Here is a 13,596-nt window from a genome sequence, read left to right on the forward strand (position 1 = left end):
TCCACAGTTTTGGTCGGTTGTGCGGCAGGGCCGAAAGTCACCGTTTGTGTACCGTGACCCTGCACGACTTGCTGGGCCTGGTCGTGAGCAGCCGCGTTCTGTACCACATGGCCAGCCGACTGCGTCTTCGCGGCATCGGTAACCCGCGCCACCACAGCACGCAATTCCTCGGCCATCTCTGGGTGATCGCTGAGCAGGTCCTCCAACCGCGCTGCCCATGCGGCCTGCTGCTCCAAGCGGACCCGCTCATCTTGTCGCCCAGCAGACTCCACTGCGGCACGGGTGCGTTCAAGCCGCTCCTCAACGGCAGCGGTCCTAGCCCGGTCGCCTCGCCCGAGCAGTTGAGCAAACCCGCGCTTAGCCAGTTGCCACGCGTCGGTAGCTACCGCACCGACCAGCGCCGCTCCACCAGCGCCTGCTAGCCCACTCAAAGCCTCCGCCAGCACGACCGCCTCCACATCTTTGAATCAGCACTAGCATCGTCAGGCATATCCGATGCGCACTGCTCTGCGGAACCCCGCTCCGATCCGGAAAGAGTCCAACATCCGACAGTCGCCGTCAATCTTTTCTTTCGGAGGGGCTGTCTCGCTAACGGTGTTTCCGGCGATCTTGGTAGTAGGATTCAGCGGCCGGGAAGCGGTCGCTGAAGGTGATGGCGAAGGCGTTCAGGGCAGGTTTCCAGCGCATCGTCCATCGGGTTTGCCTGCTCCGGCGAAGCAGGGTCCGGTGGCGACCAGCGTCCCCGCGGTCGGCAGCTTCCTCACCTACTGGTGGCCGAGATCATCCAGCCGAACCGGGCACCCCCTGACCTACGCGACCTACGAGACCTTCGTCCGCCTCTACATCCCCCCAGCCTCGGAGCGAAGCGACTCGACCGACTCCAAGCCCGCGACGTGCTGACCTGGATCAACCAAGTCGCTCGCACCTGCCAGCGCTGCGCCCAGGGCAAGGACGCCGCCCGCCCCAAGCACAGGCGGCGCTGCTGTGCGATCGGCCGCTGATGCCAGGCCGTCCCGGCCGAAGACCTCATCACCAAGAACCCCGCCGTGCCGGTCACCCTGGCCACGGTTCGCCGTCGCCGAGGTAGGTCCTGGTCGAGCGACGAGGCACGGAAGTTCCTGGAGTCCGCGAGAGCCGACGACGATCCGCTCTACGCCGCCTACGCCCTGGTCCTCGTCACCGGCCTCCGCAAGGGCGAAGCGCTGGGACTCACATGGGAGGACGTCGACCTCGACGCCGGAGAGCTGACCATCGGCCGCCAGCTCCAACGCGTACGCGGCCAGCTCCTGCACCGCGACACCAAGACTCAGGCATCCGACGCCACCCTCCCCCTGCCCGACATCTGCCTGACCGCCCTCAAGCTCAGACAGCAACAACGCGACGAGGCAGAAGCAGCCGCCGGCAAGGCGTGGCACGAAAGCGGACTCGTCTTCACCACCCGCTACGGCACACCGATCGAGCCGCGTAACTTCCAGCGCTCCTGGCAGACGCGATGCGACAAGGCGAACGTCACGCCGATCACCGTGCACGACGCCCGGCGGACCTGCGCCACGCTCCTGGCCGACCTCGACGTCCACCCCAGAGTCGCCATGCAGGTGCTCAGGCACGCCCGCTTCTCGGTGACGATGGAGATCTACACGCAGGTCACATCGACAAAGACGAGAGAAGCACTCAAGCGCCTCGGCGAATCCCTGAGCCGCTGACGAGAACTGCTGTACAAAGCTGCTGTACGCAAGCAGAAAGGCCACCTCCCGAAGCCGGGAAGTGGCCTTTGACCTGCGTGGGCGATACTGGGATCGAACCAGTGACCTCTTCGGTGTGAACGAAGCGCTCTCCCGCTGAGCTAATCGCCCTCAGCGCGCATGACTCTACCCGATCACCCGCCCGGACCAAAAACCGGGCCTCAGTGCGTCGCGAGGTAGTGCAGCGCCTGCGCCACCACGTCGATGCCGAGGCTGTACTTGAGCGAGAGCCACACCACCACCGACACGAACACGAGCCCGACCGCGCCGAGCACGAACCGCACCGGCAGCGACTGCCTGGTCACCCAGCGGGTCCAGGAGTTGACGTGCCGTCGGGTGAACGCGAGCAGCCGTCGCGCCCAGTGGAACTCGACCGCCCAGACGCCGAGGCCGGCGATGACCAGCAGCCACCCGGGGCCGGGCAGCGGGATCAGCGCGATGCCGACCGTGACGACGATGGCGCCGAGGATGCCGATGAAGATCTTCAGGGCGACGCGGCCGGTGGGGTTGGCGCGGATGAGTTCGAGCGTGGTGTGCAGGCGCAGCCGCCAGCCCCGTCGCTGCCGGCGCTGCTCCACGAGAGCGTCTTGCGACCGCCCTTCCACCGGCACCTCGTACCCCCGACTTTCGGCTGCTCGGGCCGCACCTTTCGGTGATTCGTCCCTGGTCCGCGACGTCACCGACGAGCCCCTCGTGACCATTTCCACCCCCAGTGTCGCGCGGGACCGTCACCCCTGCTGACGACTGGACGTTACCGGAGTAAGTCGACGACTGAACCACCCGTTGCCGGGCGGGACGACGCAGTGGGCGGAACCGCAAATTCTACGCGGGACCAAAGGGTCCCGGGGACTTTCGGAACCCCTTCCCACCACTGAGTGAAGTCAGCGTATGGCGGAGCGTAGCCAGGAGCAGCACCTGAGTATGGGAAAAGCGGGACACGCGCGTTCCGCAGCGGTGCCGGGGGGAGAACGTCCATGAGTGTCATCCGACCGACGACCGTAGAGGTCGAGACGTCGCTAAGGCTCGTCGCGCCTGACGCCACCGCCTTGCCGGTGCGTGCCAGTCTGCGTTACGACCCTGCTGACCCGTATGCGGTCCATGTCCTGTTCCATGCCGAGTCCGCCGGCGGCGAGGCGGTGAGCTGGTCGTTCGCTCGCGAACTGCTGGTCACCGGGCTCGACGAACCGGCCGGCATCGGTGATGTGCGGGTCTGGCCGTGGGCCACCCCGCGCGGCGACTTCGTCGCGCTCGCGCTGTCGTCCCCGGACGGCAACGCCCTGTTCGAGGTCCCGCGCAGCGTGCTGGTGCGCTTCCTGCGCCGGACCTACGTCGTCGTCCCGCGCGGCCGTGAGGCCGAGCACCTGGACGTCGACACCGCGGTGAACCGGCTGCTGGCCGGTCGCTGACACGGCGACACCCGGGGCCGCGCGGATCTGCCGAGTCCGCGCGGCCCCGGGCCGTCCGCAACCGGGTTACGCGCGTCAGCCGCGCGTGGTGATCCCGCCGTCGACCGGGATGACCGCTCCGGTGAGGTACGCGCCTGCCCGCGACGCCAGGTAGATCGCCGTGCCCGCCATGTCCTCGGGGCGGCCGATGCGGCCCAGCGGCACCTGCTGCTCGATGGCCGCGCGCGACTCGGGGTCGTCCAGCGCGAACGCCATCATCTTGCTCTCGAACGGTCCGGGCGCGATCGCGTTGACGGTGATCTGCTCGCCGGCGAGCTGGTGCGCGAGGCCGCGGGTGAGCATGTGCACCGCCGCCTTGGTGGCCGAGTACGCGTACACCTCCATCCACGGCACCCGGATGCCGTCGATCGACCCGATGTTGATCACGCGGGCCGGGTCGTCGGCGTCCGAGGCGGCGCGCAGTTGCGGCAGCAGCGCGGTGGTGAGCCGGAAGACGGCCTTGACGTTCACCGCCCAGAGCTTGTCGAAGGCGCCCTCCGGGTACTCCTCCAGGGGTGCGCCCCAGGTGGCGCCGGCGTTGTTGACCAGTACGTGCAGCCGGTCGTGGCGTTCCCGCACGGCCTCGGCCAGCGCCAGCGCGCCCGCGTCGCTGCCCAGGTCGGCCGGGATCGCCTCGCAGTGGCCCTCGGCGGAGAGTTCCTTGGCGACCGATTCGCACACGTCCGCCTTGCGCGAGGAGATGATCACCTTGGCGCCGGCCCGGACGAAGCCGCGCGCGATCATCAGTCCGATCCCGCGTGAGCCGCCGGTGACCAGGACCGTCTTGCCGTCGACCGAGAACAGATCCGTCATGCCCATCCCATCGCCGTCGCCCGGCCGCGGGCCGGTCGGCCGGGGCCGCGTGGCCGGGTGCGCAACGCACGCCGGCCCGGGTCTTACCGATCGGTAACCTAACCGTCCGCCTCGGGTGCCGACAAGAGCGCCCCCGAGCGGGCGAAACCGTCGAGATGCAACGTGCGGGCGCTCCGGTTACCGTCGGGATGATGGTCACTACCGGTCAGCCCTCCCCGGCCACCCGCACCGGCCTGCCGGAGCTCCGCCCCGGCACCGACGAGATCGTCACCGGTGTGCTCGGCGACCTCCCCGCCGAGCCCGGCTGGCCCCGCCCGGTCCTGCTCGACCGCGATCTGCTGGTGCTGGTCACCCACGGCCACGGCACCGCCGAGCTGGACTTCCGGCCGGTCCCCTGCCGTCCGGGCACGCTGCTGCGCGCGCATCCCGGCCAGGCCCTGCGGTTCGTCGGCGCGCAGCTCGACGCGACAGTGGTGAGCTGGCGGCCGGAGGCGCTGCGCGGCCTCGACGTCGACCCGGACGCGGTGCCGGCCCACCGTCAGCTCGCCGGTGAGGACGAGGACGCGGTGATCAGCGAGGTGAGCCAGCTCGCCGTGGACGCCGACCGGCACGCGCTGGTGCCGGCCGCCGCGGCGCTGCTGCGCCACCAGCTCGCCGTCCTGCTGCTGCGGCTGAGCCTGCTGCCTCATCCGGGCAACGGCGCGACGCCCCGGGCCGAGACGGAGACGTTCCGGCGGTTGTGCCGCGAGGTGGAACGCGACTACCGGCACACCCGCCGGGTGGAGGACTACGCCGCCCGGCTCGGTTGTTCGGTGCGTACCCTGACCCGGGCCTGTCTGGCGGTGACCGGCCGCAGCGCCAAGCAGGTGATCGACGAGCGGGTCGCGTTGCAGGCGTGCCGGCTGCTGGCCGCCACCGACGAGTCGATCGCCGCGATCGGCCGGGAGCTGGGTTTTCCCGAGCCGACGAACTTCGGGCGCTTCTTCACCCGGGAGGTCGGGGTGAGCCCGGGGACGTTCCGGGCCGAGCGCGAGCGCCCGCTGCCCGTCCGTCTGGTGCGACCCCGGCCGCCCGCCGACTCCCCCGCCCCGACCGGCCAGGCATGATGGCACTGTGCAGATCTCCGCGCGCGGCGACTACGCGGTCCGGGCAGCCCTGAGCCTGGCCACCGCGTACCCCACACTGCTGTCCACCCAGGCCATCGCGGCGGAGCAGGACATGCCGCGCAAGTTCCTCGAGGCGGTCCTGGCCGACATGCGCCGGGCCGGGGTGGTCCGGGCCCAGCGCGGCGCCGAGGGCGGGTACACGCTGGCCCGGCCGCCGCGCGAGATCACCATCGGGCACGTGTTGCGCGCCGTCGACGGTCCGCTTGCCGGGGTACGCGGGCTGCGCCCCGAGGAGACCCGGTACGAGGGGGCGGCGGAGAACCTGCCCCGCCTCTGGGTGGCGGTGCGGGCCTCGGTGCGCCGGGTGGTCGACGAGGTCAGCCTGGACGAGCTGGTCAGCGGCCGGCTGCCGGCCCATGTGCGCAAGCTGACCGCCCAGCCGGACGCGTGGGAGCCCCGCTGATCACAGCGTGCTGACCACCTCGTCGTAGGACAGGCGCGGCAGCCGTTCCCGCCAGGCGTCCGGCGCCGGGCGGCCGATGTTCATCAGCAGCAGCACCCGGTGCCGCCCGTCGGGGAAGAACTCCCGCTGCACCCCGGCCGCGTCGAAGCCCGCCATCGGCCCGGCGGCCAGCCCGGCGGCGCGTACGCCGACGATCAGGTAGCCGATCTGGAGCGCGGCGTTGAACCGGGCCTGCGCCTCCCGGCCCGCCGGGTCGCCGATGAACCAGTCGCGGGCGCCGGGGCGGTGCGGGAACAGCTCGGGCAGCCGATCGTGCCAGTCCACGTCGGCGGCGAGCACCGCGGTCAGCGGCGCGGTCGCCGTCTTGTCCCGGTTGCCGGTGCTGACGTACGGCAGCAGCCGCGCCCGGGCGTGCGCGGAGCGCAGCAGCAGCACCCGCAGCGGCTGGGCGTTCATCGCGGTCGGGCCGTACCGGACCAGGTCGTGGACGGCGCGGACGTGCTCGTCGCCGACCGGTTCGTCGGTGAACGCGTTTGCGGTGCGGGCCGCCCGGAACAGCAGGTCCTGGGCGGCCCGGTCGAGCGCGATCAACTCGTCGGCGGCGGTGGTCACCACGCCTCGGGCCAGTCGCCGAGCGCGCCGGCGCAGCGGTCGCCGTCGGGCAGCAGCGGGTCGCCGTCCTCGCCCGCGCCGAGGGCGAGCGGTTCGCCGAGCAGGATGGTGTGGTCGCCCGCGTCGAGCCGGCGTACCACCCGGCACAGCAGCACGGCGAGCGCGTCGCCGATGAGGGGCACGCCGAACGGCCCGGTGGTCCAGCCCGGGTGGGCGCTGAACCGGTCGATGCCGCTGGTGGCGAAGATCTGCGCGAGTTCCTGCTGCCCGGCGGCGAGCAGGTGCACGGCGACGTGCTCGGCCTGCTCGACGGTGGGCCAGGTCGAGGACGCGCGGCCGAGGCAGACCGAGACCAGCGGCGGGTCGAGCGACACCGAGGTGAACGCGGTGGCGGTGAATCCGGCCGGTGGCAGGTCCGCCCGCATCCGGTTGCCGCGCAGGCCGGGGGTGGTGACCACGGTGACCGTGGACGCCTGGCGGCGCAGCAGGCCGCGGAACGAGTCGACGTCGACCGGGCGCAGCTCGACGGTGGCGGCGCCGGGCCGGTCCAGGGTGGTCATGACGACACCAGCTCACGACGTGACGGTGCATGCACGTGGTCCACGAGAGCCTCCAGTCCAGGGGTAGCAGCTGCGGCGCTGTGTTCTCTCTCGGTACCCCCGGATGAGGGAAGCGATGCGGGGCGACCGGCACTCATGCTGCCGACCGCTCACCGCGCCGGTCAACGCTCTTCCAGAGAGTGAGACTTTCGTCGCTGGCATTGTTACTAACCTTCTCTACCAGCATCTACGACTCCTTAACACCTACCCGTTGAATAGAGATTCTGCCCGGTGGCAGTCCCACCGTCCAGAGCGGAGCGGGCAGGGTTTCGCGAATCGTTGATACGGGCATGTTCGATGCCGCGAAGGCATGCAGACGACTGCAGAGGCAGGGAGACGAAGGAGGCACCCCCGATGGGCGTCCAGTTCCGCAAGCGTAAGAAGTACGGACCGCTGATCCTCCACTTCACCCAGAACGGCTTCTCGTCGTGGAGCATCAAGATCGGCCGTTGGTCCTGGAACTCGAACACCCGCGCCCACCGCGTGGACCTTCCGGGCCCGCTGTCGTGGAAGCAGGACAAGGCCTGAACTTCCAGGCGACGAGCGGGGTGCCGGCGGTCAGGCGGCACCCCGCTCGTCGTCTGCGCCAGGTTCGCGGTTCCGCCGGCCGGGGCCTCCCGGCAACCGGAGAATCGCCGCATGGCGGACGTGTTACTGCGGCGGTTGCGACGGCGGGCCCTGGCGGCCTGCGCGCTCATGCTGGTCGGCTACTTCCTGGTGCCGGTCGAGGCCGATCCGAACGGCCTGCGGCTGGCCCTGCGCTCGATCGGCACAGCGGTCCTGGTTGCCGTCATCGCGTTCCTGGTCACCGGCCAGGTCCGCCGCCAGCTCGTCAAGGACCAGCCGACCGGCCGGGACGAGGACCGGGCACTGACCCGGCTCGCGGTCGCGCTGATCGCCGGGCTGCTGGTCTTCGCGCTCGGCGACTACGTGGTGGCGAACACCCGGCCCGGCGAGTTCGTCGGCCTGCGGACCCGGGTCGACGCGCTCTACTTCGCGCTCGCGACGCTCACCACTGTCGGGTACGGCGACGTGCACGCCCAGGGGCAGATCGCCCGGGTGGCGGTGTGCGCGCAGATGGTGTTCAGCATCGGGGTGGTCGCCACCGGAGCGTCGATAGTGGTCAAGCAGATGACCCAGCGTGCGGGACGGCGCTGATCAGCACGTCCCCGCCGAGCCGGCCGTGCTCGGGGTCGCGGCTCACCGCTCCCCCGGCGAGCAGCGACGCCAGCGCCCGGTTGGCGTCGGCGGCCCGGTAGACGGTCGCTGTGGTGGCGAAGCGGCGCAGCTCGGTGACCGTACGCGGGCCGGAGCGGGCCAGCTCGGCCAGCAGTTCCCGGCGCAGCGGGCCGGGGTCGGGGTCGAGCGAGATGTCGAGCAGCCGGCCCTGCGGGTCGGCCGGGTCGCGGTAGCGCACGCCCGCGTACTCGTCGACCGCCCAGAGCGCGTCCTTGAAAGCCTCCAGCCCTCGGTCGGAGCCGGTGCCGTAGCCGAGCAGCCGCGCCGGGCCGTCCCCGTCGGGCACCAGCTCGACCTCGGTGACGAGCGGGAACCCGGCGCCGGTGAGCGCCGGGCGCAGCGACCGGCCGGGCTCGGTCACCAGGAGCAGCTCGGCCGGGCGTCCGGACGCGGCGGCGGCGAGCAGGGCCGGGTCCGGGTCGGCGCCGTCGGCCACGGTGAGCAGCGGCGCGCCGGCCGCACCGGCGGCCTTGAGCGCCACCGGCAGCCGGTCCGGGCCGCCGGGGACCAGATGCACCGCGACGTCGGCGGGGAGCGCTGCCTCGGCGGCACCGAGCCGCGTCGGCAGGTCGGTGCCGTCGTCGGCCACCACCAGCACGGTCAGCTGCCGCCCGCGCAGCCGGTCGGCGAACTCGGCCACCACCCGCAGCGCCTCCTGGGCACCGGTGGCGTCACCTCCGGCGTACGCGAGCGCGAGCGTGGCCCGCCGCGCCCGGTGCAGCGCGGCGGGGAGCCAATGGTCGAGCCGGCGGACGAGCAGTTCGCGCAGGACGGCGTCGGTGGACATGGTGCCGTTTCTACCGCACGGCGCGGCGGCCCGGCCGTGAACCCCGCTCAGACCGGGACGGAGATGCCCACGCCGCCGCGGGTCTGCCCGCCGTAGCGCTGCCGCTCGCGGTCGAGGTCGAGCCGCCCGATGCGGGTACGCGCGGCGAGCGCGGCGTCGTCGAGCAGGTCGGCCGGGACGATCCAGACGATCTCGAACTCCAGTCCGTCCGGGTCGCGGCCGTAGAGGCTCTTGGTGGTGCCGTGGTCGGACGCGCCGACCAACGCCCCGGCGGCGGCCAGCCGCTCGGCGGTGGCGCCCAGCTCGTCGAGCGTGTCCAGTTCCCAGGCCAGGTGGTAGAGGCCGACGGTCGCCCGGCCGGCCTGGGACGCCCCGGCCGCCGCACCGATCTCGAACAGGCCGAGGTCGTGGTCGTTGGTGGAGTCGGGCGCCTGGAGGAACGCGGCGCCGCGGAAGCCCTCGGGCGTCATCGGGACCCGGCGGAAGCCCAGCACGTCGCGGTAGAAGGCGACGCTGCGTTCCAGGTCACTGACGTAGAGGACGGCGTGGTTGAGTCGGTGGATGCCCATGCCACCGACCGTACCCCGGTTTTGTTGAGCGTTCAACTACCGGCGGTATGATGGGCGTCATGACCCGGTGGCTGGACCCCGACGAGCAGCGGACCTGGCGTGCCTTCCTGACCGCCTCCCGGGCGCTGATGGAGACGCTCGACCGCGAGCTGCAACACGACGCGGGCATGCCGCACGCGTACTACGAGATCCTGGTCCGCCTCTCCGAGGCCCCGGACCGGCGGCTGCGGATGAGCGAGCTGGCCGAGCTGACCGGGTCGTCGCGCAGCCGGCTCTCGCACGCCGCCGCCCGGCTGGAGGCGTCCGGGTGGATCCGCCGGGAGGACTGCCCCACCGACCGGCGCGGGCAGGTCGCCGTGCTCACCGACGAGGGCTTCGCGACCCTGGCCGCCGCCGCGCCGGGCCACGTCGAGGGGGTACGCCGGCACCTGTTCGACGCGCTCAGCCCGGCCCAGGTCGACCAGCTCCGCCGGATCAGCGAGACACTCGCCGACCACCTGACGGATTCGGGACCAAACTGATCCACTCCGGGGCTTGTACATACCGTCGCCGGACGAGCACGATGGGGCGTGTCCTCCGGCTTCGCTGACCTGACCGTCCAGGCGCACCAACTGGTGTCCGAAGGCGACCTCACCGGCGCGGAGCGGCTGCTCGCCGACGCGCTCAGCGACGCCGATCCCCGCCCCGGCAACGCCTCCCCCGAGCTGGCCGAGGCGGCCGGCCTCCAGGCCCGGGTGCTGGTCGCGCTGGGCGAGCCGCACTCCGCCCGCGGCTGGGCCGCGTTCGCGTACGCGGCGGCCACCCGGCTGTTCGGCCGCTCCGACGAGCGCACCGTCACCGCCGCCGCGACGCTCGCCGCGGTGCTGCACCGGGTCGGCAGCGACGCCCGGGCCGCCCGGCTCTACTCCGACGTGATCATCGAGCTGACCGCCCGCGACGGCCCGGAGTCGCAGCGGGTGCTGGCCGCGCACGCCGACCTGGCCACCGTGGAGTACGCGCGCGGCCAGTGCGAGGTGGCCCGCGACCGGTTGCAGGACGCCTGGGAGCTGCACCGGGAGGTCTACGGCGACGGCCACCCCAGCGGCATCAAGATGCTGGCGAAGCTCGGCGCGATGGAACGCGACTGCGGCCGGTACGCCGACTCGCACGAGCACCTGACGCTCGCCGAGGAGCTGTGCCGCCTGCACCTGGACTCCGACGACCCGCTCGCCGCCCAGGTGGCAGGGCTGGCCCGGGCCGCCGCCGACCCGGACCACGTCTGCCCCGCGCCCGCCCCCGCTCCGGCGCCCGAGCCGCCGCCCGCCCGGACCACGCCGGTGGTGCCCGCCGCCCGGGTGCCACCGCCCACCGAGGGCCCGCACGACCTGCCGCCGTACTCGCCGCCCGCGCTCGACGAGCCGGTCGAGACGCCGCTCTACCACCCGCCCGGCCGGGCCGCCGAGACCGCGCACGTCCCGACACCGCGGACCGCGCCGGAGGCCGACGGGTTCGACGACTACCCGTGGCCGCCCGACGAGCCGGCCGAGCAGCCGTGGCGCCCGGGCGCCGACCCGCTGCCGCCCACAGTGGTCGGGCTGGCCGACGACGAGCCCGACGGCGTACGCCGGGTGCCGCCGCCCGCGCCCGAGGCGCCGTCGCGCTACCTGCCGGTGCACGTCCCACGGCCACCGGCGGTCGAGCGGCGCGCCCGGCCCTGGCTGCCGCTCGTGGTGCTCGGCGTGGCGGTGGCGCTGCTGCTCGGCACCATCGCGGTGATCGCCGGGGTGTCCCGGGTGGACGACGGCCGGGACACGCCGCCGCCGGCCACCAGCGCGCCGGCCGGCAGCGCGCCGCCGCCGACCTCCGCCGGTCCCGCGCCGTCCACCGCGCCCGCCGCCGCCAAGCCCGGCACGCCGCCGGGGAGGTTCACGCTCACCGACCGGCGCGACAGCATCGTGCTGAGCTGGACGTACCCGGCCGGCGCGGAAGGGCCGGTGGTGGTCGCCGGGGGCCGGGCCGGGCAGCCGCAGGGCACGTTCGCGACGCTGCCCGCCGGCTCGGTCGACTACATCGCCTACGGGCTCGACCGCACCACCGACTACTGCTTCACGGTGGCGCTCGTGTGGTCCACCGACACCGTCGCCCGCACCGGGCCGGTCTGCACGAAACGCCGCTGACCGTTCAGTCCGCGTCCGGCTCGGTCAGCGCGGGCAGCCGTACCGTCGCGCGCAGCCCCGGCGCGACGGCGCCGGGCGTCGCGTCGGCCAGCTCCACCGTGCCACCGGCCCGGCGCACCAGCTCGCGCACGATGGCCAGGCCCAGGCCGGCGCCGCCCGCGTCGCGGGCCCGCGCGTCGTCGAGCCGGGTGAACCGGGCGAACACCCGCTCCCGGTCCGCCGCCGGGATGCCGGGCCCGTCGTCGGTCACCGTGATCAGGTGGTACGCCCCGTCCGGCCCGCTCACTGTCAGTTCCACGGTCGAGGAGGCGTGCCGCAGCGCGTTGTCCACCAGGTTCACCAGCACCCGGCGCAGCTCCCCCGCGTCCCCCTCGACCCAGCGCGGCACGTCCGGCGGCGTCAGCCGCACCGGCGGCGACGGGTAGCGGGCGGCCACGCCACGCAGCAACTCACCCAGCTCGACCGGGCCGACCGGGGACGACCTGCCGTCCTGCTCGTCGAGGCGGGCCAGCAACAGCAGGTCGTCCACCAGGCGGCTCAGCCGCTCGGTGTCGGCGAGCAGGTCGTCCGCGACCGCCGGCCAGTCCGTGTCGTCGCCGAGGCGACGCGCCACCTCCAGCTCGGTACGCATGTTCGTCAGCGGGCTGCGCAGCTCGTGCGCGGCGTCGGCGACGAACGCCCGCTGCCGGTCCCGGGACGCGGCCAGCCGGTCCAGCATGTCGTTGAGCGTGACCGCGAGCCGGTGGATCTCGTCCTGCCCGGCCGGTACGGGCAGCCGCTCCGCCCCGGCCCGGCCGGTGATCTCGGCGGCGCCGCTGCGCAGCTGCTCGACCGGCCGCAACGTCGCGCCCACCACCCGCCAGGCCACCAGCCCGAGCCCCGCGACGAGCAGCGGGAAGCCGACGAGCAGCAGGTTGCGGACCACGCGCAGGCTGTGCCGCACGTCGGTGAGCGACTTGGCGACCAGCACCGTACGCGGCTCCTGCGGCGTGCCGGCCGGCACCGTGACCACCCGGACCGGGCCGGGCATCCCGGCGCGCCGGCCGTCCACCACCAGCCGCTGCCGCTGCCCGGGGCGCAGCTCGTCCGGGCCGAGCATCGGCACGAGGCGGTCCGCGTCGATCGAGGCGGCCCGGATCCGGCCCTGCGCGTCGACCACCTGCACCCGCAGCTGCCCGCCGGCCACCGGCAGCGGGTCCGGCAGCGCGTCCTCGGCGGTCAGCAGCGCTACCGCGTCGGCGGTACGCAGCGCCTCCTCGTCGACCGAGCGCTGCAGCGTCCAGCCCAGCGCGCCGACCAGCAGCGTCCCGCCGAACGCGAACCCGACCGCCAAGCCCAGCACGCCGAGCGCGAGCAGCCGGGCGCGCAGGCCCAGGCGCGGCAGCGGGCCCCGGATCCACCGGCTCATGTGGCGAGCCGGTAACCGGCGCCGCGCACCGTCTCCAGCCGCTCCCGGCCGATCTTGCGGCGCAGGTAGCCGACGTAGACCTCCACCGCGTTCGGCGCGGTGTCGACCGAGGCGTCCCAGACGTGGTCGAGCAGCTCGGTCTTGGAGACCACCTCGCCGGGACGGCGCATCAGGTAGTCCAGCAGCGCGTACTCGCGGCTGGTCAGCACCACCTCGGTGTCGGCCCGGGTGACCCGGCGGCGGGCCGGGTCCAGGCGCAGGTCGCCGACGGTGAGCACGGTCGGCCGCCGGGGCGCGCCACGACGCAGCAGCGCCCGCAGCCGGGCCAGCAGCACCACGTACGAGAAGGGCTTGGTGAGGTAGTCGTCGGCGCCGCAGTCCAGACCGTCAGCTTGGTCGTACTCGCCGTCCTTGGCCGACAGCATCAGCACCGGCAGCCAGCGCTGCTCGGCGCGCAGCCGGCGGACCACCTCGTAGCCGGAGAGGCCGGGCAGCATCACGTCGAGGATCATCGCGTCGTACTCGCCGTGCCGGGCCGCGTCCAGCCCCTCCGGGCCGGTGGCCGCCACGTCGACCACGAAACCCTCCGCCGACAGGCCCCGGCGCAGCGCCGCCGCGAGCCGCGTCTCGTCCTCCACCACCAGCAACCGCACCGGT

Annotated in this window: 16 protein-coding genes, 1 tRNA gene and 1 pseudogene; 9 read left to right on the top strand and 9 right to left on the bottom strand. The window is 73.2% G+C overall.

Features of this window, described 5'->3' with window-relative positions:
• Positions 1-53 precede the first annotated feature (53 nt).
• Both O7604_RS00805 and O7604_RS00810 read left to right on the top strand, forming a co-directional pair.
• The gene (locus tag O7604_RS00805; protein WP_281578568.1) at positions 54-422 is read left to right on the top strand and encodes a hypothetical protein; all 369 of its coding nucleotides are present in this window, start codon (positions 54-56) and stop codon (positions 420-422) included.
• Between the two features lie 289 nt (positions 423-711).
• Positions 712-1,703: pseudogene (locus O7604_RS00810) on the top strand (tyrosine-type recombinase/integrase); the annotation flags it as partial.
• 78 nt (positions 1,704-1,781) lie between these two features.
• On the opposite strand, the gene O7604_RS00815 reads toward O7604_RS00810, so the two are convergent.
• A tRNA-Val gene (locus O7604_RS00815) sits at positions 1,782-1,853 on the bottom strand.
• A 50-nt stretch (positions 1,854-1,903) separates the two neighbouring features.
• A complete protein-coding gene (locus O7604_RS00820) occupies positions 1,904-2,443 on the bottom strand; it encodes a TIGR02611 family protein (RefSeq protein ID WP_281578569.1) in 540 nt (179 codons plus the stop codon).
• 273 nt (positions 2,444-2,716) lie between these two features.
• Here O7604_RS00820 and O7604_RS00825 point away from each other — a divergent pair, with 273 nt between their 5' ends.
• Complete coding sequence (locus tag O7604_RS00825) at positions 2,717-3,148, top strand: SsgA family sporulation/cell division regulator (protein WP_007457244.1); 432 nt, start codon at positions 2,717-2,719, stop codon at positions 3,146-3,148.
• 75 nt (positions 3,149-3,223) lie between these two features.
• On the opposite strand, the gene O7604_RS00830 is transcribed toward O7604_RS00825, so the two are convergent.
• Positions 3,224-4,000 carry a glucose 1-dehydrogenase gene (locus tag O7604_RS00830; RefSeq protein ID WP_281578570.1) on the bottom strand — a complete coding sequence of 259 codons (777 nt, stop codon included), beginning with the start codon at positions 3,998-4,000 and terminating at the stop codon, positions 3,224-3,226.
• A 188-nt stretch (positions 4,001-4,188) separates the two neighbouring features.
• On the opposite strand from O7604_RS00830, the gene O7604_RS00835 reads away from it, so the two are divergent.
• Together O7604_RS00835 and O7604_RS00840 are read left to right on the top strand one after the other, a co-directional pair.
• The gene (locus O7604_RS00835; protein WP_281578571.1) at positions 4,189-5,106 is read left to right on the top strand and encodes an AraC family transcriptional regulator; all 918 of its coding nucleotides are present in this window, start codon (positions 4,189-4,191) and stop codon (positions 5,104-5,106) included.
• Between the two features lie 7 nt (positions 5,107-5,113).
• Positions 5,114-5,569: an Rrf2 family transcriptional regulator gene (locus tag O7604_RS00840; RefSeq protein WP_281578572.1), complete on the top strand. Its 456-nt coding sequence runs from the start codon at positions 5,114-5,116 to the stop codon at positions 5,567-5,569.
• Here O7604_RS00840 and O7604_RS00845 read toward each other — a convergent pair whose 3' ends face one another.
• Together O7604_RS00845 and O7604_RS00850 are read right to left on the bottom strand one after the other, a co-directional pair.
• On the bottom strand, positions 5,570-6,181 hold the full coding sequence (locus O7604_RS00845; protein ID WP_281578573.1) for a malonic semialdehyde reductase: 612 nt from the start codon (positions 6,179-6,181) through the stop codon (positions 5,570-5,572).
• The gene (locus O7604_RS00850) at positions 6,178-6,741 is read right to left on the bottom strand and encodes a flavin reductase family protein (RefSeq protein ID WP_281578574.1); all 564 of its coding nucleotides are present in this window, start codon (positions 6,739-6,741) and stop codon (positions 6,178-6,180) included. The genes O7604_RS00845 and O7604_RS00850 overlap by 4 nt, the downstream gene beginning before the upstream one ends.
• A gap of 393 nt (positions 6,742-7,134) precedes the next feature.
• Here O7604_RS00850 and O7604_RS00855 point away from each other — a divergent pair, with 393 nt between their 5' ends.
• Both O7604_RS00855 and O7604_RS00860 read left to right on the top strand, forming a co-directional pair.
• Complete coding sequence (locus O7604_RS00855) at positions 7,135-7,308, top strand: DUF4236 domain-containing protein (RefSeq protein WP_064498970.1); 174 nt, start codon at positions 7,135-7,137, stop codon at positions 7,306-7,308.
• Between the two features lie 111 nt (positions 7,309-7,419).
• Positions 7,420-7,938: a potassium channel family protein gene (locus O7604_RS00860; RefSeq protein WP_269701048.1), complete on the top strand. Its 519-nt coding sequence runs from the start codon at positions 7,420-7,422 to the stop codon at positions 7,936-7,938.
• On the opposite strand, the gene O7604_RS00865 is transcribed toward O7604_RS00860, so the two are convergent.
• Positions 7,904-8,806, bottom strand: a complete 903-nt coding sequence (locus O7604_RS00865) for a hypothetical protein (protein ID WP_281578575.1) — start codon at positions 8,804-8,806, stop codon at positions 7,904-7,906. The genes O7604_RS00860 and O7604_RS00865 overlap by 35 nt on opposite strands.
• Positions 8,807-8,853: 47 nt before the next feature.
• Positions 8,854-9,375, bottom strand: a complete 522-nt coding sequence (locus tag O7604_RS00870; RefSeq protein ID WP_269701050.1) for a VOC family protein — start codon at positions 9,373-9,375, stop codon at positions 8,854-8,856.
• Positions 9,376-9,425: 50 nt separating this feature from the next.
• On the opposite strand from O7604_RS00870, the gene O7604_RS00875 reads away from it, so the two are divergent.
• Positions 9,426-9,896 carry a MarR family transcriptional regulator gene (locus O7604_RS00875; RefSeq protein ID WP_151500744.1) on the top strand — a complete coding sequence of 157 codons (471 nt, stop codon included), beginning with the start codon at positions 9,426-9,428 and terminating at the stop codon, positions 9,894-9,896.
• Between the two features lie 48 nt (positions 9,897-9,944).
• Positions 9,945-11,531, top strand: a complete 1,587-nt coding sequence (locus tag O7604_RS00880) for a tetratricopeptide repeat protein (RefSeq protein WP_281578576.1) — start codon at positions 9,945-9,947, stop codon at positions 11,529-11,531.
• A 4-nt stretch (positions 11,532-11,535) separates the two neighbouring features.
• On the opposite strand, the gene O7604_RS00885 is transcribed toward O7604_RS00880, so the two are convergent.
• Positions 11,536-12,939, bottom strand: a complete 1,404-nt coding sequence (locus O7604_RS00885) for a HAMP domain-containing sensor histidine kinase (protein ID WP_281578577.1) — start codon at positions 12,937-12,939, stop codon at positions 11,536-11,538.
• Positions 12,936-13,592 carry a response regulator transcription factor gene (locus tag O7604_RS00890; protein WP_262012027.1) on the bottom strand — a complete coding sequence of 219 codons (657 nt, stop codon included), beginning with the start codon at positions 13,590-13,592 and terminating at the stop codon, positions 12,936-12,938. Before O7604_RS00890 ends, O7604_RS00885 begins: the two co-directional genes overlap by 4 nt.
• Positions 13,593-13,596 lie beyond the last annotated feature (4 nt).

The sequence above is a fragment of the Micromonospora sp. WMMA1947 genome (assembly GCF_027497355.1).
Classification (GTDB): domain Bacteria; phylum Actinomycetota; class Actinomycetes; order Mycobacteriales; family Micromonosporaceae; genus Micromonospora.

Excerpts from the sequence above, each read along its gene's own strand:
- O7604_RS00820 (WP_281578569.1), bottom strand. The coding sequence starts at position 2,443 with ATGGTCACGAGGGGCTCGTCGGTGACGTCGCGGACCAGGGACGAATCA.
- O7604_RS00885 (WP_281578577.1), bottom strand. The coding sequence starts at position 12,939 with ATGAGCCGGTGGATCCGGGGCCCGCTGCCGCGCCTGGGCCTGCGCGCC.
- O7604_RS00855 (WP_064498970.1), top strand. The coding sequence starts at position 7,135 with ATGGGCGTCCAGTTCCGCAAGCGTAAGAAGTACGGACCGCTGATCCTC.
- O7604_RS00860 (WP_269701048.1), top strand. The coding sequence starts at position 7,420 with ATGGCGGACGTGTTACTGCGGCGGTTGCGACGGCGGGCCCTGGCGGCC.
- O7604_RS00865 (WP_281578575.1), bottom strand. The coding sequence starts at position 8,806 with ATGTCCACCGACGCCGTCCTGCGCGAACTGCTCGTCCGCCGGCTCGAC.
- O7604_RS00825 (WP_007457244.1), top strand. The coding sequence starts at position 2,717 with ATGAGTGTCATCCGACCGACGACCGTAGAGGTCGAGACGTCGCTAAGG.
- O7604_RS00875 (WP_151500744.1), top strand. The coding sequence starts at position 9,426 with ATGGGCGTCATGACCCGGTGGCTGGACCCCGACGAGCAGCGGACCTGG.
- O7604_RS00835 (WP_281578571.1), top strand. The coding sequence starts at position 4,189 with ATGATGGTCACTACCGGTCAGCCCTCCCCGGCCACCCGCACCGGCCTG.
- O7604_RS00870 (WP_269701050.1), bottom strand. The coding sequence starts at position 9,375 with ATGGGCATCCACCGACTCAACCACGCCGTCCTCTACGTCAGTGACCTG.
- O7604_RS00830 (WP_281578570.1), bottom strand. The coding sequence starts at position 4,000 with ATGACGGATCTGTTCTCGGTCGACGGCAAGACGGTCCTGGTCACCGGC.
- O7604_RS00850 (WP_281578574.1), bottom strand. The coding sequence starts at position 6,741 with ATGACCACCCTGGACCGGCCCGGCGCCGCCACCGTCGAGCTGCGCCCG.